This window comes from Nocardia sp. NPDC051321 (assembly GCF_044455225.1).
In the GTDB taxonomy this organism is placed as follows: domain Bacteria; phylum Actinomycetota; class Actinomycetes; order Mycobacteriales; family Mycobacteriaceae; genus Nocardia.
In genome coordinates this window covers 211,970-232,593 of record NZ_JBITEM010000001.1, presented here as the reverse complement: position 1 = coordinate 232,593, position 20,624 = coordinate 211,970, and the positions used below count along the sequence as shown (strand labels likewise).

The 20,624-nt window shown below is 65.9% G+C and carries 21 protein-coding genes and 1 tRNA gene; 5 read left to right on the top strand and 17 right to left on the bottom strand.

What is annotated here, in order from left to right; translation table 11 throughout:
- Positions 1 to 47: 47 nt before the first annotated feature.
- Positions 48 to 2,123, bottom strand: a complete 2,076-nt coding sequence (mdoH, locus tag ACIA8C_RS00985) for a glucans biosynthesis glucosyltransferase MdoH (protein WP_397130201.1) — start codon at positions 2,121 to 2,123, stop codon at positions 48 to 50.
- Between the two features lie 441 nt (positions 2,124 to 2,564).
- Here mdoH and ACIA8C_RS00980 point away from each other — a divergent pair, with 441 nt between their 5' ends.
- Positions 2,565 to 3,164, top strand: a complete 600-nt coding sequence (locus ACIA8C_RS00980) for a hypothetical protein (protein WP_397130200.1) — start codon at positions 2,565 to 2,567, stop codon at positions 3,162 to 3,164.
- Here the strand turns inward: ACIA8C_RS00980 and ACIA8C_RS00975 are convergent.
- The 8 genes from ACIA8C_RS00975 to ACIA8C_RS00940 form a co-directional block, all read right to left on the bottom strand.
- Positions 3,150 to 3,335 (bottom strand): hypothetical protein, encoded by a 186-nt coding sequence (locus ACIA8C_RS00975; RefSeq protein WP_397130761.1) that lies wholly within the window; start codon positions 3,333 to 3,335, stop codon positions 3,150 to 3,152. The genes ACIA8C_RS00980 and ACIA8C_RS00975 overlap by 15 nt on opposite strands.
- Positions 3,284 to 3,652, bottom strand: a complete 369-nt coding sequence (locus tag ACIA8C_RS00970) for a zinc-binding dehydrogenase (protein WP_397130199.1) — start codon at positions 3,650 to 3,652, stop codon at positions 3,284 to 3,286. The genes ACIA8C_RS00975 and ACIA8C_RS00970 overlap by 52 nt, the downstream gene beginning before the upstream one ends.
- Complete coding sequence (locus ACIA8C_RS00965; protein WP_397130198.1) at positions 3,561 to 4,796, bottom strand: lipase family protein; 1,236 nt, start codon at positions 4,794 to 4,796, stop codon at positions 3,561 to 3,563. Before ACIA8C_RS00965 ends, ACIA8C_RS00970 begins: the two co-directional genes overlap by 92 nt.
- Before the next feature lie 548 nt (positions 4,797 to 5,344).
- A tRNA-Ala gene (locus ACIA8C_RS00960) sits at positions 5,345 to 5,417 on the bottom strand.
- Positions 5,418 to 5,519: 102 nt separating this feature from the next.
- Positions 5,520 to 6,632: a gephyrin-like molybdotransferase receptor GlpR gene (gene glpR / locus ACIA8C_RS00955; protein ID WP_397130197.1), complete on the bottom strand. Its 1,113-nt coding sequence runs from the start codon at positions 6,630 to 6,632 to the stop codon at positions 5,520 to 5,522.
- Positions 6,633 to 6,912: 280 nt separating this feature from the next.
- On the bottom strand, positions 6,913 to 7,566 hold the full coding sequence (locus ACIA8C_RS00950; protein ID WP_397130196.1) for a GNAT family N-acetyltransferase: 654 nt from the start codon (positions 7,564 to 7,566) through the stop codon (positions 6,913 to 6,915).
- A 12-nt stretch (positions 7,567 to 7,578) separates the two neighbouring features.
- The gene (glp, locus tag ACIA8C_RS00945) at positions 7,579 to 8,838 is read right to left on the bottom strand and encodes a gephyrin-like molybdotransferase Glp (RefSeq protein WP_397130195.1); all 1,260 of its coding nucleotides are present in this window, start codon (positions 8,836 to 8,838) and stop codon (positions 7,579 to 7,581) included.
- Between the two features lie 132 nt (positions 8,839 to 8,970).
- On the bottom strand, positions 8,971 to 9,927 hold the full coding sequence (locus ACIA8C_RS00940) for a UTP--glucose-1-phosphate uridylyltransferase (protein ID WP_397130194.1): 957 nt from the start codon (positions 9,925 to 9,927) through the stop codon (positions 8,971 to 8,973).
- Between the two features lie 79 nt (positions 9,928 to 10,006).
- Here ACIA8C_RS00940 and ACIA8C_RS00935 point away from each other — a divergent pair, with 79 nt between their 5' ends.
- From ACIA8C_RS00935 to mscL, 4 genes are all read left to right on the top strand, one after another.
- On the top strand, positions 10,007 to 10,603 hold the full coding sequence (locus ACIA8C_RS00935; protein WP_397130193.1) for a 5-formyltetrahydrofolate cyclo-ligase: 597 nt from the start codon (positions 10,007 to 10,009) through the stop codon (positions 10,601 to 10,603).
- A gap of 69 nt (positions 10,604 to 10,672) precedes the next feature.
- A complete protein-coding gene (locus ACIA8C_RS00930) occupies positions 10,673 to 10,984 on the top strand; it encodes an FmdB family zinc ribbon protein (protein WP_397130192.1) in 312 nt (103 codons plus the stop codon).
- Positions 10,985 to 11,072: 88 nt separating this feature from the next.
- Positions 11,073 to 11,726 carry an SAF domain-containing protein gene (locus ACIA8C_RS00925; RefSeq protein WP_397130191.1) on the top strand — a complete coding sequence of 218 codons (654 nt, stop codon included), beginning with the start codon at positions 11,073 to 11,075 and terminating at the stop codon, positions 11,724 to 11,726.
- Between the two features lie 103 nt (positions 11,727 to 11,829).
- A complete protein-coding gene (gene mscL, locus ACIA8C_RS00920) occupies positions 11,830 to 12,234 on the top strand; it encodes a large conductance mechanosensitive channel protein MscL (RefSeq protein ID WP_397130190.1) in 405 nt (134 codons plus the stop codon).
- A gap of 80 nt (positions 12,235 to 12,314) precedes the next feature.
- Here the strand turns inward: mscL and ACIA8C_RS00915 are convergent, their stop codons facing one another.
- The 8 genes from ACIA8C_RS00915 to ACIA8C_RS00880 all read right to left on the bottom strand — a co-directional run bounded on the left by ACIA8C_RS00915 (position 12,315) and on the right by ACIA8C_RS00880 (position 20,518).
- The gene (locus ACIA8C_RS00915; RefSeq protein WP_397130189.1) at positions 12,315 to 12,977 is read right to left on the bottom strand and encodes an MspA family porin; all 663 of its coding nucleotides are present in this window, start codon (positions 12,975 to 12,977) and stop codon (positions 12,315 to 12,317) included.
- A 64-nt stretch (positions 12,978 to 13,041) separates the two neighbouring features.
- Positions 13,042 to 13,716: an MspA family porin gene (locus ACIA8C_RS00910; protein WP_397130188.1), complete on the bottom strand. Its 675-nt coding sequence runs from the start codon at positions 13,714 to 13,716 to the stop codon at positions 13,042 to 13,044.
- Between the two features lie 316 nt (positions 13,717 to 14,032).
- A complete protein-coding gene (locus tag ACIA8C_RS00905; protein ID WP_397130187.1) occupies positions 14,033 to 14,704 on the bottom strand; it encodes an MspA family porin in 672 nt (223 codons plus the stop codon).
- 65 nt (positions 14,705 to 14,769) lie between these two features.
- The gene (locus ACIA8C_RS00900; protein WP_397130186.1) at positions 14,770 to 15,444 is read right to left on the bottom strand and encodes an MspA family porin; all 675 of its coding nucleotides are present in this window, start codon (positions 15,442 to 15,444) and stop codon (positions 14,770 to 14,772) included.
- A gap of 695 nt (positions 15,445 to 16,139) precedes the next feature.
- Positions 16,140 to 16,634, bottom strand: coding sequence for a MogA/MoaB family molybdenum cofactor biosynthesis protein (locus ACIA8C_RS00895; RefSeq protein ID WP_357381779.1), 495 nt, complete (start codon positions 16,632 to 16,634; stop codon positions 16,140 to 16,142).
- 80 nt (positions 16,635 to 16,714) lie between these two features.
- Positions 16,715 to 18,187, bottom strand: coding sequence for a trypsin-like peptidase domain-containing protein (locus ACIA8C_RS00890; protein WP_397130185.1), 1,473 nt, complete (start codon positions 18,185 to 18,187; stop codon positions 16,715 to 16,717).
- A gap of 174 nt (positions 18,188 to 18,361) precedes the next feature.
- Positions 18,362 to 19,747, bottom strand: a complete 1,386-nt coding sequence (locus ACIA8C_RS00885; RefSeq protein WP_397130725.1) for an ATP-binding protein — start codon at positions 19,745 to 19,747, stop codon at positions 18,362 to 18,364.
- A gap of 84 nt (positions 19,748 to 19,831) precedes the next feature.
- Positions 19,832 to 20,518 carry a response regulator transcription factor gene (locus tag ACIA8C_RS00880; protein WP_396997455.1) on the bottom strand — a complete coding sequence of 229 codons (687 nt, stop codon included), beginning with the start codon at positions 20,516 to 20,518 and terminating at the stop codon, positions 19,832 to 19,834.
- Between the last annotated feature and the right edge of the window lie 106 nt (positions 20,519 to 20,624).

The window sequence follows — 20,624 nt, the reverse complement described above, 5'->3', positions numbered from 1 at the left end:
TCTATGTCCCGGTTGAGTGACCGACTACCGAAACCGTGCGGTGTCTGTTACCTCGTGATCAGTTGTTGTTCTGGCATAGGTGTTGGGATGAGTGGCGGGTAGTCGATCGGCAGCGCTGACGGTGGATTGTCGGCGAGGTTCTGCGGGGCGCGCAGCAATGCTGTCTTCTCGGCGGTTGTCATGCCCATCCGTGCGGAGGTGCCTGCGCGGTATTTCTGGGCTGCCGCAGCGGCTTCGGTGCGTTGCTGGGCGGTCAGGGGTGCGGCGTGGGCGAGGAATCCGCGATGTATGGCGGCGGCGGTTTCATCGGTCAGCGCTGCTTGCCAAGCGTGCGGGGGGAGTTGCTTGCCGATGATCTCGGCCAGTTGTTCGGATCGTGTGATGATCGGTGGCGGCACGTTTTCTTCGGGGATCAGCAGTATTCCTGCTTGCTGGGTGAATCCACCGAGTCGAGTGGAGGAAAACATTCGCGCGATGGGTACCGTGCAGATCCAGCAGGCCAGTACTGGCGAGATCCACCACAGCGCCCAAGAATTGGTGACGATCAGGGTCGTAGTGACGCCGGTGCCGAAAGCGGTGTGGGCGAAGTACAGTCCGATGTTCTGGCTGCGGGTCGACATGTCGGGGGTGCGGCGCAGGGTGGTCCAGCCCGCATCGCGCCCGTAGGCGAGTTCGACGACGAACAGCGCGTGGGTGAGCAGCCTGGTGGGTGTGGTCAGCAACCACAGGATCTGGTCGAGGAAACGGTTGCCCAGCGACCGCCACACCGGCACCCGCTGCTGGGTGACCGAGCGGTTGTAGACCGAGATACCGAACCCGATCGCGGGCACACCTGCCCAGGATTGGCGGGCGGCGAAATCCCACACCAGCAGCGGAACGAAGATCGCGGCAGCTCCGTAGCCAGGTCTGTCGGCTTGCGCGATGATCAGCCCGCACAACAGCAGAAGTAGCGGTGTCGACACATCACGCACGGCGGCCATGGCGAAACGAATCCGGCCTGCCGGTGGCAGTTTTGAGGTGCCGATGAGGCGGAAGTTGACGAAATCGCCTTGGAACCAACGCCGGTCGCGGCGGAAGTACTCGTCGAAGGTGGGCGGGCATTCCTCGTAGGAGCCCTCCAGCTCCGGCACCAGCCACACCTGCCAGCCCGCGCGGCTGAGCAGGGCCGCTTCGACGAAGTCGTGGCTGAGGATGTCACCGCCGAAGGGGGGCCGGCCGGGGACGACCGGCAGTCCGCAGTGCTGCATGAAGGGCGCGATCCGGATGATCGCGTTGTGGCCGTAATAGGCGCCGGCGGCGCCCTGCCACACCCGTTCGCCCCACTGCACGATCCGCGCGTTGCTCCAGATCGTGAACTGCTGCAACCGTGCCCACAGAGTTCGGCCTTTGATGATGTTGGGTGCGGTCTGCATCAACGCCGCTCCCGGGTTGGCCTGCATCAGCCCCACCAAGGTCAGCAGGCAGTCCGCCGACATGAGGCTGTCGGCGTCCATCGTCACCATGTATTCGTAGCCAGCGCCCCACCGTTCGCAGAATTCGGTGATGTTCGCGGGTTTGCGGCCCTGCTCGCGGTGACGACGCCAGTAATAGACTCGGTCGAACATCCCCGAGACCGCATGCCAGGCCAGTTCCTCTTCCACCCAGCAGTCCGGGTCGTCGGAATTGCTGATCACATAGATATCGAACAATTCCTGCGCGCCGGTGGCACGCAGCGACTCGGCCATCGCCGCGACGTTCGCGAAGACCTGAGCGGTGTCCTCGTTCTTGATCGGGAACACGATCGCGCTGGACACTCCCAAGTCCGCAGCCGTTGTGGAATCCGGCCACAGCAAACCTTGCGGCACCCGCCGCCGCGCCGCCGCGACCGCCCCCAGCACCCAGGTATTGGCGCCGATGGTCAGGAATATCGCGAACGGGACCGACAGCAGCTGAACCATCTTCAACCCGGTCCCCGACAAACCCGCACCGAGCAAGAGTTCGCGATATCCAGCAAGTAGCAACACCAGACTCAGCGGCCAGCCGACACAGATCAGGGTAAGTCCCACAGGTCGTTTCGCCGCGGCGAGTGCGTTCGAGTGCTCGATCCGGGTTTGGGCATGGCTGAATTGCTCATCAGTCGTCAACGAAAGACCTCCGGTATGTCGGTCGACCAGAACGCGGCGTGAACAAACGCAAAGAGCCTGAGCTACACGAGCTTTGAGATCTCTCGCCGTTGAGCGACCAACCGGAGCGCTATCCCCCAGATCTGTATTACGTTAACAGCCAGCATCTTTGAGCAGCCCTAGAATCAGGCAAACCGACGATCATCCTGGAAACCTGCCCATGCCCCTGTGCTCGACGGCCGTCGGCTGGCCTCCTATCCATGCGGGCACTGACACTCAACACACGCACATGCCGAATACCGTGCGTTCGCGAGGGAACGCTCCGACGATATGTGGCCCTGGAGGCCGGGGCCACCTGCGGTCCCAAACCCGTGGCGGTTCACGGTGGTGGAGGAGGCTGCGGTGTCGTGACTGTAGAGCAGCGTTGCATAATCGCTGGGGCCATGGCGGGAGGGGATGAGCATGTTGCCAGAGCAGAAGGAATGGGGACCGCTGCTGTCGCACTGGATCCGATACATGAGTGTTCGCGCCAATAATGTTGCTGAAACAGCGGATTCCAGCACAGGTCACGCAGCTTGGGCGTGGGACCCCGATGACTACGAACCGGTGACGGCGTTGGAAGCGCTAGAAGCGAACACTCTGCTGACCAGGCTTCTCGACGCTGAGCGTGATGAGCTGATGATCGCCGCTCTCGCTGATTTCGATGGGTGGCAGCCGGGGCTGCAGCGTCCCGGTGGACGTCCGAATATTCTCGGATTGCTGGATGACTGGGGTTGCTGGGCCGCGTTTACTGCCCTGTGGTCGGATCATCTCGAGCGCACCGCATCAATTACTGCCGCTGAACGTGCAGCAGCGATCGGTGATGCTGCTGGGGCACATCGTCATCATCGAGCCGCCCAGGCGATCGAGCCATTGTTGCCTGTGGATGCTCTCTCGATCGCCGTACATATGATCAAGAGCCTCGATATCGCGAGAGACGGCGTGATCCGTGATGCCATCGCGGAAGGTGTGACTGATCAGCAGATCGCTGGGATCATTAACGGCAGATCACATTTGATCTGAACGGCCATGGGCGGGAAGCAGTCTTTTGATGCCGTGCGTGGCGCAGAAGTCGAGCATTTCCCGGGTTTCGGCGATCCCGCCGATCACGGAGGAGCCGATGGTAAGCCGGTGGGCGGCCGTCAAATTGATGAACAGCGGCTGGGATAGATCCAGCGGCCCGACCATGTCCACGACACCGCCTGATCGTCGACCACGACGACATCGTCGGCACCGAGCTGGCGGGCGGCGTCGATCTTGCTGGGAGATGAGGTCAGGGCGATGACTGTGGCGCCGAGTGCCTTGGCGATCTTGACGGCTATGTGGCCCGGGCCCCCGATGCCTTGCGATCCTCGATCGTCGGGGGCCTCGCCTACGGCATGGACATCGCAATTTCCGGTCGCGTGAGGCCCTGGGCCGTCACGGGCATTGGGACGGGGCGGGTTTGCCGGCGAAGCGGTCGGCGAGGTAGTTCGTGGTGGGACCCACCTCGAGGAGGATGCCGGTGACATGTTCGCCGGGTGTCCGGACGCGGTCCACGGCGGCACCGGCGGCGCAGTACGTGTCGAGCACCGCGTCGGCTTGCGCGAGGGGGGCGACTTCGTCACCGGTGGTGTGGAATTCGAAGATCGGCGCGTGCGGGATGCGCTGACCTAGACTGTTGATATCGAGCAGTTGGACGCCCCGCGGCTCGGTGAACGGATTGGGGACCGAGCTGAACTCGGCAATGTGAGCGAAGGGGTGTTTCACCAGTAGATCGTTGAGGCAGTCGCTTGCGGCGTCGGCCAAGACCGCTCGACCGCGATCGTTGAGGAAATCGGTGAGCCCGAACTCTGGATAGGCGCGGTCGAGCCCGATGAACCCGGCGATCAAAAACCCGAAGAACGGGCTGCCGTCGAGCGCGTGGGCGACGGCCTGGAACTGGGCCGGCCAGCCGCTGAGCGCGACACCGGACAGCGTGAGCTCGGGCGCGTACTCCGGTTGCAGCTCGGCCGCCCAGGCGGTAGCGACGGCACCGCCGGAATACCCCGACAGCCCGAGCGGGGCGTCTGCGCTCAATCCGGCCGGACCGTGCGCCCGCGCCGCGCGCACACCATCGAGCACGCTATGAGCTCCTATCGGTCCGGCAAGGAACTGCGATCGCGGTCCTTGGTAGTCGGGGACGACCACGGCCCAGCCGTTGGCGAGTTCCCGCTGGATGTTCTGGTCGGCTTGCGTGGCGTTGCCCGGCGCGCTGTATCCGACACGCAGTGCATAAGACGGGGCGCATTGCAGTCCCGCCGAGTCCTCAAACATCTGCTGCGACACCAGCGGCCGCGGGCCCGGGCCGGGCCACGGCGTGCGCGGGACCATCACGGTGGCCACCGTCGCGGTCGGTGCGTCGTGGGAGTCGGAGGTCTTGTACAACAATTGCCACGCGTCCACGGGCATCGGCAGATTCAGATACAAGGAGGCGACCGGCCGCGATCGCAGGATGGTCCCGTTCGACTCAGAGCCCACCTCGGTGGGCACCGCATAGAACGGGTCCTCGTTCGTCGGCAGGACCCCCGGCACCGGCGGCAACAACGGCGGAATCACGGGCGCGGCGGCACCGACCCCGGACATGCCCGCAACGACGCCGAGGACCACGGTCACCACAGTTAGCGCTCGCTTCATACCAGCCCCTCACTGTTGCTCTCACCGGGCACCGAGAAACCCTATGGCAATAGCTGAAAATTCGCCCGTTTCTCGTAAACCAGGCGTTTCGGCAACCCATAGAAATGCCGGAGGCGAGCAGCTGCCAGCTTGCGGCAGCCATTTCAGGTGCCTGGCGCCTACCCCGAATGCGCTGCTATGCCCGCAGTTCCGGATCGAAAGCCAGTGGCGGATCTAAGGGTGCCCATTAAGAGAGCGCATCCAGTAGCGGATGAACACCCTGTAATGCCGCGAGCCGCGCATTGGTCAGCCGTCCAAACTGGCTGGCTGGCAGCACTTCCCACCGCGCCCCAACTAGCCACGACCCGTGCGTTGACTCCAATGGACGCACCTATCCAACAACGACACCAGCAACCACAACAGCCCTTGTAACCACTTGGACACCACCTACCAAATGTCACATCGAACTCAGGCCCAGCCCCATCCCTGCTGGTCAACCACGCAATCAGGGCTCCTGACAGGAGCACAGCAAAAAGCCGCAGGTCTCTGACCTGCGGCTTTTCTACGAGTGGAGCTAAGGGGAATCGAACCCCTGACCTTCTCGATGCGAACGAGACGCGCTACCAACTGCGCTATAGCCCCGTGCGGCTCCTGGGAACCGCGCTGTGTCACTCTAGCAAAGGATGTTGCGAGACTCCGAATCGAGGGGTTGACCTGGGGTGATTCGGAGTTACGCCGATGTGGTTATTCGCCTGCGGCGCGGCGCATGTCGCCGCCGCCGGTGCGGTCGCGCAGGGCGCGGGCGGTGGCGGGGTCGAAGGGGTCGAGGTGGTCGAACATGGGGTCTTCGTCATCTGTCTCGAGGAGGGCGGAGCGGCGGCGTAGGGCGCGGGCGGTGTCGCGGTCCATGGCGGCGCGGGCGGCTTGTGCTTGCCGGGGGCCGTGTTCGCCGAGTTGTTCGGCGCGGCTGAGGCGGGCGGCTCGGCGGCGGCGGATGTCTTCTTCGATGCGGACTTGCTTGCGGAGGTAGGTGAGGTAGCCGATGAGGACGAGGCCGGCCAGGCCGGAGCCCCACCAGAAGTGTGGTGATATCGCGACGGCCAGTCCGCCGCACAGGACGCCGGCCAGCACGAGGCCGAGGACGGCACGCTGGCGGAAGGTGTAGCGGGCGGCGCGGGCGATGGCGTCGGCCTCGGGGTCGTAGCCGCCGCGGCCGCGGCGGGTGGGGACGTAGTCGAGGTCGTCGGGGTCGTATTCGTCGCGGTCGCGGCGTGCGGCGTGTTCGCGGTCGGCTTCGTCGTCGGCGAGGTAGTCGTCGAGGGAAACGCGCGCGGGGGCGGTGGACGGCGCGGGCGGGATCCGGGCCGCGGGTGGTTCGGTGTGCTCTTCGCCCACCTCGTCATCTTCGACGGTGTCGTCGTCGGATGTGGTGACTTCGGCGTCGTCGGATTCGGTTTCCGCGCTTACCGTTTCGGTATCGGAAACCTCGGCGTCCGCCGATTCGGCGAGTTCGGCGTCAGCGATGTCGGGATCGGGTCGGGATGCCGCGGATTCGGCGATCGCCGGTAGGTCACCTTCGGTGACTGGTTCGTCGGCCGGTGTTGTCATCCGGTCCTCCGCATCATCGCTGTGGGCATGCTTTCTCTGTGCGCGGCGAGGCCGCCAGTTGGGGTCGGTTTCGTGTCCTGCGGCCGGTCCACTCTTGGTGCGCCGCTTGGAATCTCCGCGGACGAGCACACGCGTGGCGAGGGCGGCGTCGGTGGTCCGCCGGATCCTCGGGTGCCGGTCGGCGAGGATGGGGAACAGGACGAAGACCCAGAGCACGACCAGGCCGATCCACAGGATTGAATTCGGCATCTCGGTCAGCACCTCCGTCCCGGCCTGGTTTGGTCCGTTCGGCCGGCGAGCGGTGCGCAGCACGCCCCGCGTCCGCCCGGCTTCCGTCCGTCGCTGCGGCGTGGACGCCGGTCGCCTCGCAGGCTCCCTGCCGAGGGTGCAGGACGCACCTCCGACGTCCGTAGGTTAATTCCGTGACACGTCGAGATCCGGCAGGCGCGCCGTGCACATACGCCACATGAGTCACAATGCCACCAATTCCTCCGCGCGTCGGATGCGCCGGGCGTGTCCGTATTGCGTCTTATCTGGGCAAAATGGCCCTGCCGTCGCGAACGAGCCGGTCGACGACAGTGCCCATCAGCTCCTCCACGGTGATGCCGACCAGCAGGTGATCGCGCCAGGCGCCGTCTACATCGAGGTAGCGGCGCAGCATGCCCTCCTCACGGAAACCGACATTGCGCAGTACCGCTTGGCTGGCAAGGTTTTCCGGCCGCACGGTCGCCTCCACGCGGTGCAGGCCGACGGGCCCGAAACAGTGGTCGAGGCCGAGCGCCAGCGCGGCGGTCGCGACGCCTTTACCGCTGAGGTCCTTGGCGACCCAATAACCGATCCAGCCCGAACGTAGCGCGCCGCGCACGATATTGCCGACCGTCAGCTGCCCGCTGAAGACGCCGTCCACCTCGATCACCAGCGGAATCATCGCGCCGCGCCGCGCTTCGGCCTTCAGGCTCGACCACAGCGACGGCCAGTTGGACGCGTGGTTGCGCGCCTCCCACGCGCCGCGGCCGGTAGGCTCCCACGGTTCCAGATGTGCCCTGTCCTGCAACCGGATTCGACTCCACGCGGCGGCGTCACGCAGGCGCACCGGGCGCAGCGTCACCTCCCCGGCGGCGACCCGGACGGGGCCGAGGCGGGCCGGCCAACCGGGATGCTGGGTGACCCGGAACACGTTCATCGACCCCACGCCTCAGCCGCGCTGTGCGAGGAAAGCGACCCGGACCTCGTCACCGGTGCGAATCTCGGTGTCGTCGGGATCTATCACGATCAAACTGTTCGCCTCGGCCAGCGTGGCGAGCAGGTGCGACGAGGCGCCCGCGCCACCGCCGAGTGGTTGCACGAGATAGTCGCCGGTGGCCTCGTCGCGCATGAGTTGCGCGCGGAGGTAGCCCTTGCGACCGGCCATCGAGCTGATCGGTGTGATGGTCCGCGCCATGATGATCCGCCGCATGGGATGCCTGCGCCCCAGGGCGATTCGGATCAGCGGACGCACCATCACCTCGAAAACGACCAGCGCGCCGACCGGGTTGGACGGCAGCAGAAAGGTGGGCACCTCGTCGCGCCCGAGCCGGCCGAAGCCCTGCACCGAGCCGGGATGCATGGCGACGCGGGCGATTTCGAGTTCGCCGAGCCCCTCGAGTGCCTCGCGAACCTGATCCGAGGCCCAGCCACCGACCGCGCCCGCGATGACGACGACCTCGGAGCGCACCAACTGGCCCTCGACCACATCGCGCAGCCGTCGCGGATCGGCGCTGACGATGCCGACCCGATTCACGTCCGCGCCCGCGTCTCTGGCCGCTGCGGCGAGAGCGTAGGAGTTCACGTCGTAGACCTGGCCGGGGCCAGGGGTGCGATCGATATCGATGAGCTCGCCGCCGACCGAGATCACCGAAAGCCGCGGCCGCGGATGCACGAGCACCTTGTCCTGCCCGACCGCCGCTAGTAGTCCCACCTGGGCCGCGCCGATGATGGTGCCCGCGCGCACCGCGACATCGCCGGGCTGCACATCGTCGCCGATGCGCCGCACGTAGTCGCCGGTACGGACCGGCTCGTAGATCTTGATCTTGGCGCGGCCACCGTCGGTGAAGTCAACGGGCAGCACGGCATCCGCGAGCGTCGGCAACGGGGCACCGGTGTCGACGCGCACGGTCTGCCGCGGCTGCAGCCGGATGGGCTGACGCGATCCGGCGATCACCTCGCCGACCACGGGCAGCGTGAGATCGACCAGCTCGTCGTCCTCGTTGCGAATATCGGTGCCCGCGGCGGCGACATCGACGCTGCGCACCGCGTAGCCGTCGATCGCCGCTTGATCGAATCCGGGCAGCGGTCGTTCGGTGACGACGTCCTCGGCACACAGCAGGCCCTGCGCCTCGGAAATCGCGACCCGGACCGGCCGAGGCGCGACCGCCGCGGCGGTCACCTTGATCTGCTGATCCTCAACCGAGCGCATCCAGCCCTTCCTGATCTCTTCGCACACCTGTGATTGCACCGCGCGATTTCGCTTCGGCACAACCATTTCGGCGCACGTGATGGTGAACCATCATTCGTACCCGACGGCCCACTATCAACGAAACCCGACGCCTCAGTCGTAGGTCGTCAGCTGCGGATCCCAGTCGGGCCCGAGCCGATGCTCCAACCACTCCCGTAGGGCGGGGCCGTATTCGTCGCGTTCCAAAGCGAAATCGACCGCAGCACGAAGATAGCCGCCCGGGTTGCCTAAATCGTGGCGCGACCCACGGTGTACCACCACATGAACCGGATGGCCCTCGGCAATGAGCAGCGCGACGGCATCGGTAAGTTGCAATTCGCCGCCCGCGCCGGGCTCGATGCGGCGCAGCGCGTCGAAAATGGCGCGGTCCAACAGGTATCGACCGGCGGCGGCGAAGGTGGACGGCGCATCGGCGAGCGCGGGCTTTTCCACCATGCCCTTGACCCGCAGCACATTCGGATTCACCGCGTCCGGCACGGTCGCCACATCGAATACGCCGTAGGCGCTGACCTCGTCCTTCGGCACGTCGATGGCGCACAGCACGGTGCCGCCACGCTTGCGGCGGACTCGGCACATCACGTCCAACACGCCGGAGGGCAGCACCAGATCGTCCGGCAGCAGCACGGCGATGGCGTCTTCGTCATCGTCGAGGACGGCCTCGGACTGGGCGACCGCGTGCCCGAGGCCGAGCGGTTCCTCCTGCACCACCGAGGTCACGTCGAGCAGGCCCGGCGCCTTGCGCACCTTTTCGAGCAGCTGGAACTTGCCGCGCTCGGCGAGGGTGCCCTCGAGCACGAGGTCCTCGACGAAGTGCGCGACGACACCGTCCTTGCCCGGCGAGGTGACGATCACCAGCCGCTGGGCACCGGACTCGGCGGCCTCGGCGGCGACCAGCTCGATACCGGGGGTGTCGACCACCGGCAGCAGTTCCTTCGGCACCGTCTTGGTCGCGGGCAGGAACCGTGTTCCGAGCCCGGCTGCGGGCACCACGGCCGTGCGGAAGCACGAGGCCGGCGTGGCATCGCCGGGTTGTCCGGCCTTTGCTGTCATGCGCATACCCTATCCATCGTCACAGCCCCTGACTCGACGTCGAGCCGACCGGTATTCCGGTCAGCCTATGGTGATCGCCATGGAGATGCCCGGTGAGCGCGATAAACATGCATGGCGCACCGAAATTCTTGCTCGACGGGCGGCGATGTCCGCCGAAGAGCATGCGATGAACACCCTCGCGCTGGTTGCCGCAGCCGGTCGGCTGGACGTGCACGAATGGGTCGGTGCCTATGTACCGGTGCGCGGTGAGCCCGGATCGACCCAGGTGCTCGACGCGTTGCGGACTGCGGGCGCGCGGGTGCTTGTGCCGGTCACCGGGTCGCCGGGACCGCTGAATTGGGCCGAGTACACGGGCCGGGACAGCCTGCGGCGAGCCAGGTTCGGGCTACTCGAGCCGATCGGTGAAACGCTGCCAACCACTGCGATCGGGCAGGCGGAGCTGATCTTGGTTCCGGCACTCGCGGTGGACCGCCGCGGGGTCCGTCTCGGCCGCGGGGCGGGCTATTACGACCGGACGCTGGCCGCGGCCCGACCGGACGCGCGGCTGGTCGCGGTGGTGGGTGACGAAGAACTCGTCGACCGACTGCCGGAGGAGCCACACGACCGGAAAATGGGCTGGGCGCTCACTCCGCGTCGCGGCCTGCAACGACTGGGCGAAGATCACGCGCCGGAATGAAAGGTAGATTGGCAACGTTGGCACTGTCGGCTGTAGAGTGCCAGATGACGAAAACTTGCGGAGGATGCTGTGCCAACTTACTCGTATGCGTGCACCCAGTGTGACAACCGCTTCGACATCGTTCAGTCCTTTTCCGACGATGCGTTGACGGTGTGCCCGGAGTGCTCCGGGAAGCTGCGCAAGCTGTTCAATTCGGTCGGCATCGTGTTCAAGGGCAGCGGCTTCTACCGCACCGACAGCCGCGGCGGTGCGTCCACCGCGAGCGAACCGGCGAAGTCCGACAACGGCGCCAAGGAGTCGAGCTCGACGGCTTCCACGAGCTCGGATTCCGGCTCGTCCAACGGCAGCAGCACGTCGGCCAGCACGGCCGTGGCCAGCTGATTCGTCGAGTTATCCCCAGCCCCTTCGTTATCCACAGCTAGCCCTTTTGCCGGCGTGGCGGGTGTGCTCGCGGTCATAGGATTCGGCCATGACTCGCGCACTCGCCGATCTCGGCCGCGGCAGCCGCTTCGAGGTGTGGCATCGGCCACCCTGGGCGGACAGCACGCTGGCGCGGCGACTCCTCGCCGTCGGGCTGATAGTCGTCGCGGCGATCCTGTTCCTGCGCGGTGATCCCGGCGCGGATCGAACCACGGTCGTGGTCGCCGGGCGTGATCTCGCACCGGGTCACGTGCTCGACGCGGGTGATCTTCGATCGGCTCCCCGCGAATCCACCGCACTGCCCGAGGGTGTGGTGCGCGACCCGTCGACCGTGCTCGGTGCCACCCTGACCGGCGCGATGCGCGGCGGCGAGATGTTCACCGATATCCGCGTCGTCGGACCGCGCCTGGCCGCGGTAGCAACCGGTGCGCGCGACGCGCGCATCGTGCCGATCCGGCTGGCCGACACCGCCGTCGCCGAGATCCTGCGCGCGGGCGACCGGGTCGACGTGGTCGGCGGCGAAGAGCAAGGCGCGCGACCCGCCCGCACGTTGGCCACCGATGCCCCGGTGGTGCTGGTGTCGGGCCCCGGCGATGGGCGCGCCGCGAAAGAACGAGTCGTCCTGGTAGCGATGGACGCCGAGCACGCCGCCACTGTCGCGGCCGCGTCACTACATACGGCGCTCACCGTTGTATTCCATTGAGTTGTCCGCATATCTGCAACAAGGTCAACTAGCATCGGCCATACCACGGGCGTCGACCGCCGAGCAAGACTTGTCAGCTCCATACGCAGAGGAGATATCGGCAATGCTCAAGGGTTTCAAGGACTTTCTATTCCGCGGAAACGTTGTCGATCTCGCGGTGGCGGTGGTGATCGGCACCGCGTTCGTCGCGATCGTCACCGCGTTCACCAACGGCATCGTCAACCCGATCCTGGCCGTCTTCGGCGGCAGCAACGAGCTCGGTCTCGGTTTCCAACTCGTGGCCGACAAACCGGCGACCTTCGTTCAGGTCGGTCCGATCATCACCGCCGCGATCAATTTCGTGGTCATCGCCGTGGTGCTATACCTCGTGCTCGTACTGCCCGCGCTACATGTGAAGAAGCGGTTCAGCAAGGAAGCCGTCGAGCTCAGCGACACCGAACTGCTCATTCAGATCCGCGATCTGCTCGCCGAGGGTCAGCGCAGCGCGGGCGGTAAGCACGAGTCCTGAATGCGCTTGCGGGAGAACAAAAAACGGGCCCGCCGCGGTAGCGACGAGCCCGTTTCTCTTGTGCTAGTGGATATTCGATATCAGCCGAGGCTGAAAGGCTGGCCCCACAGGACCATCCAGGTGATGACGTTGTCGGTCTCCACCTCGACCTTGACGTACGCGCGCGCCTGCGCGTAACCACCACAGCCGGACAGACCGATGGTCTCGTCGGCCCAGGTGGTCGAGGCGCTTTCGCCCTTGAACGCCCAGCTCTTCTTGTGTACCTCGTTACCGTAGTCGTCGGCCTTTTCTCGGTCGATGATAGAGAACGAGGTCGCCTGGCCGGGGCCGAGCGACAGGTTGGCGCCGGTGGTGGCCTCGGCTTTCGGACTCTTGCCTGCCCAGTCGGTGCCGCCGGAGAGACCGCCGCTGGCGCCGCCACCGTCGATGTTGACCTGGCAGCCCACGACGTAACCCGGGATGATCGCGCCACCCTTCGCGCCTTCGATGTTCACCGACGCGGACCCGGAGACCCACGCGTTGCGGTGCACCGGCGTGGAACCCATGGACGGGCTGATGTTGGCCGATTCGTTGGTCAGCCGGACCGTCACCACGGTGCCGTCGGACAACGTCTTGACGAGTTCACCGCCCGGCAGCGGAATGAAGGTATCGGCGTTGGCCGCACCGGTGGAGAAGAGCCCGACTGCCATCGTGGCGGCGGCAACAAGCCCGGCCGCCCGTGCGAGTTTCTTGCGGTTGATCATTGTATGTGTGTCCTAAGGGATCGAATTCGCTTCAGCGAGAACAGAGATGACGGATCCGGCGCGATCAGCCGATGCTGAACGGCGCACCGTAAAGGGTGGTCTTGGAGTAGTTGTCGCCGATGATCTCGACGACGGTGTACGACCTGGCCTGGGCGTACCCGGCACAACCCTGGATCTCGATCTCGGCGTCCTGGTACTCGACCGAGTAGACGCCTGGCTTGGTGATGTCCTTGCTGTCGATCCCGACGAACTTGACGTCGCCCGGGCCCAGTTTCAGCCCGATGGAACCACCGACGTTGGCACCACTGAGGTTGACGCCACCGGAGACGCCCGCCGAAATGGCGTTGTCGGCGATGCTGACCTGGCAACCGACGATGTAGCCGGTGTTCAGCTGCGACGTCCCGTGCGTCGACGAGTTGTTGGTGCCCGGGTTGTTGGTGGCACCGTTGTTGGGTCCTGCCTTGCCCTCGGGTGTCGCGGTGATGTCGGCGACGGCGTTACCCGACACCCACACGACGCGCCCCGCGCCATTCGCCGCAAGCGACGGCGAGATCAAGGCGTGCTCGCTGTTGCGCGAGATCGTGACGCCGGGTCCGATCTTCTGGCCGTCCGGCAACGGCACAAAGGTATCGGCGTTTGCGGCGCCGGTCGAAAGCAGGCCCATGGCCACGGCGGCCGCAGCGCCGGCGCCCGCGATGCGGACCCCTCGATGCAGACCCCTGGTGCGGATCTTGCTCATACTTCCCCTCATCAGGTTCTAGCGGTCGACCTCGGGTTGTCGAGGCCGAGTTACCCCTTTCAGGTCGGCGACACCTGGTGGAATGTTCTGTCCATCAGGTGAATTGCCGTCCATCCCGTCATAGGACGATCTCGGGTGGGGCTTATGTTATTGGTTTTTACCAGACTTCTCACAGATTTCGAGTATGTTACTCCCGATATCCGCTATGTTCGCCAAAAATGTTGGGGGACAACACGTTTGCACACGAAACTAGCCCGTCGCATAGGGCGCGACGGGCTCGTTTCGTGATCTTGCTAGTTGTTCGACTCAGATCGACTCAGCCAAGGCTGAACGGCTGCCCCCACAGGGTCACCCAGGTGATGACGTTGTCGGTCTCGACCTCGACGCTAACGAATGCCCGCGCCTGCGCGTAACCGGCGCAACCGGTCAGGCCGATGGTCTCGTCGGCCCAGGTGACCGAGCCGCTGGTGCCCTTGAACTTGTTGCGCTTCTTGTGCGCCTCGTTGCCGAAGTCGTCGGCCTGCTCGAGGTCGAGCACGTAGAACGACTTCGACTCTCCGGGGCCAAGCGACAGGTTGCCACCGGTGGTGGCGCCGACACTCGGCTTCACGTTCTGGCCGTCGCTCCAGTCCACGCCGCCCTCGACGCCGCCGGTGGTACCGCCACCGGCGATGTTGACCTGGCAGCCGACGGTGTAGCCCGGGAAGATCGCGCCGCCCGCGGCACCGGACAGCTCTACCTGCGCGCTACCGGAGACCCACGCGTTGCGGTGCACCGGGGTGGAGCCCATGGACGGGTTGATGTTGGCGGATTCGCCGACCAGCTTGATGGTCACCACGGTGCCGTCGGACAGCGTCTTGGTGATTTCACCACCGGGCAGCGGGACGAAGGTATCGGCGTTGGCGGCGCCGGTGGAGAACAGGCCCAAGGCCATGGTGGCAGCGGCGCCGACACCGGCCATCCGTGCCAAGTTCTTACGGTTGATCATGTGTACTGCCCCTCGAGGGATTGAGTTCGCTTCAGCGAGAAGATTGTTCGTGTTTTCGACAGACGTCAGCCGATGCTGAACGGCATCCCGTACAGGGTGGTCTTCGAGTAGTTGTCGCCGATGATCTCGACGACGGTGTAGGAGCGCGCCTGCGCGTAGCCCGCACAACCCTGGATCTCGATCTCGGCGTCCTGGTACTCGACGGAGTACGTGCCGGGCTTGGTGATGTCCTTGCTGTCGATACCGACGAACTTGACTTGGCCGGGGCCGAGGTTCAGGCCGATGGAACCGCCGACGTTGGCGCCGCTGAGGTTGACGCCGCCGGAGACGCCGGCCGAGATCGCGTCATCGGCGATGCTGACCTGGCAACCGACGATGTAGCCGGTGTTCAGCTGCGACGTCCCGTGCGTCGAGGAGTTGTTGGTGCCCGGGTTGTTGGTGGCGCCGTTGTTCGGGCCCACCTTGCCTTCAGGGGTGGAGGTGATGTCGGCGACGGCGTTGCCGGACACCCATACGACACGGCCTGCGCCGTTCGCCGCAAGCGACGGCGAAATCAGGGCGTGCTCGCCATTTCGGGAGATGGTTACGCCAGGGCCGACCTTCTGACCGTCCGGCAACGGCACGAAGGTGTCCGCGTTGGCAGCACCGGTCGAAAGCAGTCCCATGGCCACGGCCGCGGCAGCGCCGACGCCCGCGACGCGGACACCGCGGCGCAGACCGTTGGTGCGGTTCTCGCTCATACTTCCCCTCATCAGGTTCAAACAGTCGACCTCGACCTTCGAGGTGGACAATGGTCCTCTCAGGCCCAGCTCAGTGTGTCGTTACTTTGTTGCCGATGTGTAACCGGCCGTAAGTTCGGCGCAACGGTAGCTGGCAACGGAACCGAGCCAGGTTCCGCCGGGCGACCACATACGTGCCGACCCGGGCCTGCGGGGTCCAGTTGTGGGTTGGCTCGTGGCGAACATTAAACGCTAGGTAACGGCGCTGCAACGTAAGCTTTCGTAAAGATCAATGTGATGTAGATCACAATTGATAACATCCGAATAACGCTTGACGTGCATAAATGGCTGACGGAGACAGTCGGACCGACCGGCCGGTGCTGTCAGAGTCGCTAAAGCGTCAGCCGCCGAATACGGGACACGGCCGTACATATATCGGCGAAATAACGCTGATGTGAAACAATCACAAGTAAATTACGGTTAGCCAAACTTATCGATACGTAGCTACTACGTAGATTCGGGCAATCAACCGTGGTGCGGCGGCTTCTGCGCGCGCAGCCATTCATCGGCGGAAGACTCGTTTCCTGAGTCATCTCCGCGTTCGTCGCTCGTAGTGTCTGGGAGGGTGTCCCCGAAAATTTCGGCGAGACGCGCCGCATCCCTCGCCCGGCGAGCGGCCGGACGAGGGATGTCGTCGGAAGAACTGGAAACCGTAATTACTCGACCAATCCGGACAGCTCGCCGATGACCTTGCTGGCCAGCGGGCCGAGGGTGGCCATGCCGTCCCGGACCGCGGCCCTGGTGCCGGGCAGATTGACCACCAGGGTGCTGCCGGAGATGCCCGCCACGCCGCGGGACAAGCCCGCGTCCAGCGAACCGGCCACTCGACCGGAGGAACGCAGCGCCTCGCTGATGCCGGTCAACTCGCGGTCGAGCACCTGCGAGGTGGCCTCCGGAGTCACGTCACGCGGGGACATGCCGGTGCCGCCGACCGAGATGACCAGGTCGACACCGCCGATCACCGCGGTGTTCAACGCGTTGCGGATCTCGACCTCGTCGGCCTGCACCGAGACGGACGCGTCCACCAGGAAGCCTGCCTCGGTGAGCAGCTCGGTAACCAGCGGGCCGAGCGAGTCAATACCTCCATGCGCCGTTCGATCATCGACGACCACCACCAGAGCACGCCCCGCCACCGGAGCATCGATTTCCATGGTGCTAACCGTAGCGTCTACGCCGAGAACCTCTGCGGCCGTGTCGAGCAGCGGCGTCCGGCCGCCCTGGACCACGCGCATCACCTGCCACCGTCCGCGGGCGCGCCGGTGAGGGTCACCTCGACGGTCTTCGGGTTCTTGCCTTGATCATCGGTATAGGTGACCTTCACCTTGTCTCCCGGTTGATGCGAGCGGACCGCGGCGACGAGTGCGTCGCCGGTCGTGATGCTGCGGTCGTCGAGCTTGGTGATGACGACGCCCGCGGGGATCCCCGCCTTCGCGGCGGGACCGTCGGCGGTGGCATCTATTACCTTGGCGCCGTTGATCGCGTCCTGCGCCTGCGCCTGGATCTTGATGCCGATCTGCGCGTAGGTGGCGTGCCCGGTCTTGATGAGCTCGTCGGCCACCCGGCGGGCCTGGTCGATCGGAATGGCGAAACCGAGGCCGATCGAACCGCTCTGCTGGCCGACCCCCGGCTCGCCGGCACCGAGGCTGGCGATGGCGGTGTTGATGCCGATGAGCTTGCCTGCGCCGTCGACCAGCGCGCCACCGGAATTGCCCGGGTTGATCGCGGCGTCGGTCTGGATCGCGTCGATCACCGGATTCACGCCAGGGGCACTCTGCTGGCCCTCGCCCTGCGTGGACACCGGACGGTTCAGCGAGGACACGATGCCCGTTGTCACGGTCCCGGCCAGGCCGAGCGGTGAGCCGATCGCGACGACCGGCTGGCCGACCTGCAGACTCGCCGAGGTGCCGAGCTCGATCGGGGTCAGGCCGGTCTTGCCCGCGACCTTGATGACGGCGAGATCGGAAACCGGGTCGGCGCCGACGATTGTCGCGGGCGCGGAGCTGCCGTCGGAGAACAGGACGTCCATCTTGGCGTTGGGGCCACCGCCCGCGGCGACGTGATTGTTCGTCAGGATGAGGCCGTCGGAGGACAGCACAACGCCAGAGCCCTCGCCCTCGGCGCGGCTACTGGCCACCTTGATCATCACCACGCTGGGCAGCACCTTCTGCGCGACCGCCTGGGTCGAGCCCGCCGGTGCGTTGGAGACGTTGTTGACGTTGGGCTTCGGCTGGTCGAGCGCGTTGGTGATGGTCGAGTGGCCGTTGTCCGAGTGGGTGGCCAGCGCACCGACCGCGCCGCCGACGCCGCCACTGACCAGGGCCAGGGCGACCGCGCCAAGCACAAGACCGGTGCGGACCGGGCGCCGGGCTGGCGCCTGCTGCCCACCGAGCGGACCCCCTTGGGATGCGTGCTGATCGAAGGGCTGTGCGTGCTCATAGGTCTGCGCGCCGAACTCCTGGCCGGGGAACGGCTGGGTGTGCTGGTACGGCGGCGGATACTGCCCCGCCTGCGGCGGTACCTCGTACGGCGGGCGCGGCGCTTCGTACGGCCCGAACCCGGGTCCCTGCGGCGCGTAGCCGCCCCCGTATGGCGCGCCAACGGGCTCCGTCGGTGCGGCCGGGATCTGATCGGTCGGGTTGGGCTGATCCGGTGCGGCGTTCGCCGTTTCCGGCTCGTCCCGCCGGTCCTTCGAATCCTCGGTCATGGACTCCTCGTTTCTCCTCAGCGTCTCCTCGACTAGCTTGACGACGACTACTGAGAGCGGACTGAGACCGTGCTTTCAATTGTCCGAGACTGTGTACCCACGCAACGCGGCGCAAGCGGCCGCTCCCCCCGCCATACGATACGACCCCGGCCTCCACTTCGCGCGCTCGCGACGTCAGATATCCGCGGTCTTGCCGTTTTCTCCCGGCAAGACGATGCGGATCCGCGCCCCGCCGCGGCCGGACGCCTCGATCGTGATGGTGCCGCCGTGCTTGGTGACGACCTGCTTGACGATCGCCAAGCCGAGACCCGAGCCGGGCATCGAGCGCGACGCGGTGGTCCGATAGAAGCGCTCGAACACCAACTCACGCTCGGCAGGCGGGATGCCTGGCCCGGCGTCATCGACGGTCAACTCGAGCAGGCCACGGCCGGTCTCGCGCATCTCGACATAGACCTGAGCACCGGCCGGGCTCCACTTCGCGGCGTTGTCGAGCACATTGAGGATCGCCCGCTCCAGCCCCGCCTCGTGGCCGTAGACGAACCACGGCCGGATCGCGGAGACGAATTCGACCGTGCCACGGCGGCGCCGGGCCCGTTCCAGCGCCCGCTCGGCGACCTCGCCGAGATCGACTCGCTCATAAACGGTTTCGGGCGCGTCCTCACGTGCCAGGTCGACCAGGTCGCCGACCAGGTTGGACAGCTCCTCGATCTGACCCATCACGTCCGAGCGGAGCTCGGCCATGTCCTCATCCGGAATGCGTGGCGCGCCAGGCCGGCTCGACGCCATCAACAGTTCGGTGTTCGTCCGCAGCGAGGTGAGGGGGGTGCGTAGTTCGTGCCCGGCGTCGGCGACCAGCCTGCGCTGCCGGTCCCGTGACTCGGTCAACGCGCGCAGCATGGTGTTGAAACTTTCGGTGAGCCTGGCGAGTTCGTCGTCGCCCGTCACCGGGATGGGCGTCAGGTCGTCGGTGCGCGCGATCCGCTCGGTGGCCGCCGTCAATCGCCCGATCGGTCGCAATCCGGTGCGGCCGACGGCGGTACCCGCGGCGGCGGCGAGCACGACCCCGCAGCCACCGACGACGAACAACAGCCACGCGAGGCGATCCAGCACATTCCTGGTCGGCTCCAGTCGTTGCGAAATCACCAGCGTCGCGCCGTCATCCGTGCGCACCGCGAGCACCCGCTGATTGGCGACCGTGCGCAGCGACGAATTCGCCTGGCCTTTGTAGACCGCCTCCTCCGGCGCCCCGACCGGCGGAATGGTCGCTTGCGGCACGGTATAGGGGCCGATGCCGGGATAGAGCAGGATGATGCCGGTGTCGGGGTAGAACGCGGTCGCGAGCACCAGGTTCTGCAGATTGAACCCGTACGGGTCGACGGCGGTCACCGCGGTCGCCCTGCTGCGCAGTTCGGTATCGACGTTCGCGTACAACGCGCGTGCCACCAACGCGTAGGCCGCTATAGATGTGAAGGCGACAGCGATGGCGACCACGGACGCGGCGAGCAACGTCACGCGCCAGCGCAGCGAGACCGAGCGGGTGAGCGGGATCGGTGGCCGCATCTCCGCCGGGTCGGCCGGACGTTGTTGCTGTTCGAGCCCGGCGATGGTGGCTCGCTTGGGATCTTTACGTGCCATGGTCTGCCCCTACGGGGGCGTCTCCCGCAACACATAACCGACACCACGCACCGTGTGGATGAGCCGCGATTCCCCCTCGGCCTCGGTTTTACGGCGCAAATACCCGATGTACACCTCGAGCGCGTTACCCGAGGTCGGGAAGTCGTAACCCCAGACCTCCTCCAGGATCCGGCTGCGCGTCAGCACCCGGCGCGGATTTGCCATCAGCATTTCCAGCAACGAGAACTCGGTGCGGGTGAGGCTGATCCCGCGCTCGCCGCGAGAAACCTCGCGAGTCACCGGATCCAGCGACAAATCGGCGAACGTCATTGCCTCCGAATCCTCGCCGGGATCGGCGGTCGTGCGTCGCAGTAGCGCACGCAAACGCGCGAGCAATTCTTCCAACGCGAAGGGTTTCGGCAAATAATCGTCGGCGCCCGCATCGAGTCCGGCAACCCGCTCGGACACCGAATCCCGTGCCGTCAAAACCAAAATCGGAAGATCGTCACCGGTGCTGCGCAGGCGACGGCAGACCTCGAGGCCGTCCATCCTCGGCATCATCACGTCGAGCACCAACGCGTCCGGCCGCTGACTCGTTGCCTTGTCGAGGGCATCGACGCCGTCCACCGCGAGGTCGACGGAGTAGCCGTTGAAGGTCAGTGACCGGCGCAGAGACTCGCGGACGGCGCGATCGTCGTCGACTACCAGAATGCGCATGCGACCAGTTTGACCGTATCGACTGAGAGCCGACTGAGAGGGGACGTTCGACACGCCGCGACCGAGTCCGCGCGGCACGCCGGAAGCCAGCAGCCGATCAGCTATC

Excerpts from the sequence above, each read along its gene's own strand:
- ACIA8C_RS00965 (WP_397130198.1), bottom strand. The coding sequence starts at position 4,796 with ATGAAGCGAGCGCTAACTGTGGTGACCGTGGTCCTCGGCGTCGTTGCG.
- glpR (WP_397130197.1), bottom strand. The coding sequence starts at position 6,632 with ATGCCGAATTCAATCCTGTGGATCGGCCTGGTCGTGCTCTGGGTCTTC.
- ACIA8C_RS00910 (WP_397130188.1), bottom strand. The coding sequence starts at position 13,716 with ATGAGCAAGATCCGCACCAGGGGTCTGCATCGAGGGGTCCGCATCGCG.
- ACIA8C_RS00950 (WP_397130196.1), bottom strand. The coding sequence starts at position 7,566 with ATGAACGTGTTCCGGGTCACCCAGCATCCCGGTTGGCCGGCCCGCCTC.
- glp (WP_397130195.1), bottom strand. The coding sequence starts at position 8,838 with ATGCGCTCGGTTGAGGATCAGCAGATCAAGGTGACCGCCGCGGCGGTC.
- mscL (WP_397130190.1), top strand. The coding sequence starts at position 11,830 with ATGCTCAAGGGTTTCAAGGACTTTCTATTCCGCGGAAACGTTGTCGAT.
- ACIA8C_RS00935 (WP_397130193.1), top strand. The coding sequence starts at position 10,007 with ATGGAGATGCCCGGTGAGCGCGATAAACATGCATGGCGCACCGAAATT.
- ACIA8C_RS00880 (WP_396997455.1), bottom strand. The coding sequence starts at position 20,518 with ATGCGCATTCTGGTAGTCGACGACGATCGCGCCGTCCGCGAGTCTCTG.
- ACIA8C_RS00885 (WP_397130725.1), bottom strand. The coding sequence starts at position 19,747 with ATGCGGCCACCGATCCCGCTCACCCGCTCGGTCTCGCTGCGCTGGCGC.
- ACIA8C_RS00895 (WP_357381779.1), bottom strand. The coding sequence starts at position 16,634 with ATGGAAATCGATGCTCCGGTGGCGGGGCGTGCTCTGGTGGTGGTCGTC.
- ACIA8C_RS00890 (WP_397130185.1), bottom strand. The coding sequence starts at position 18,187 with ATGACCGAGGATTCGAAGGACCGGCGGGACGAGCCGGAAACGGCGAAC.
- ACIA8C_RS00915 (WP_397130189.1), bottom strand. The coding sequence starts at position 12,977 with ATGATCAACCGCAAGAAACTCGCACGGGCGGCCGGGCTTGTTGCCGCC.
- ACIA8C_RS00905 (WP_397130187.1), bottom strand. The coding sequence starts at position 14,704 with ATGATCAACCGTAAGAACTTGGCACGGATGGCCGGTGTCGGCGCCGCT.
- ACIA8C_RS00900 (WP_397130186.1), bottom strand. The coding sequence starts at position 15,444 with ATGAGCGAGAACCGCACCAACGGTCTGCGCCGCGGTGTCCGCGTCGCG.
- ACIA8C_RS00925 (WP_397130191.1), top strand. The coding sequence starts at position 11,073 with ATGACTCGCGCACTCGCCGATCTCGGCCGCGGCAGCCGCTTCGAGGTG.
- ACIA8C_RS00980 (WP_397130200.1), top strand. The coding sequence starts at position 2,565 with ATGTTGCCAGAGCAGAAGGAATGGGGACCGCTGCTGTCGCACTGGATC.
- ACIA8C_RS00970 (WP_397130199.1), bottom strand. The coding sequence starts at position 3,652 with ATGTCACCGGCATCCTCCTCGAGGTGGGTCCCACCACGAACTACCTCG.
- ACIA8C_RS00940 (WP_397130194.1), bottom strand. The coding sequence starts at position 9,927 with ATGACAGCAAAGGCCGGACAACCCGGCGATGCCACGCCGGCCTCGTGC.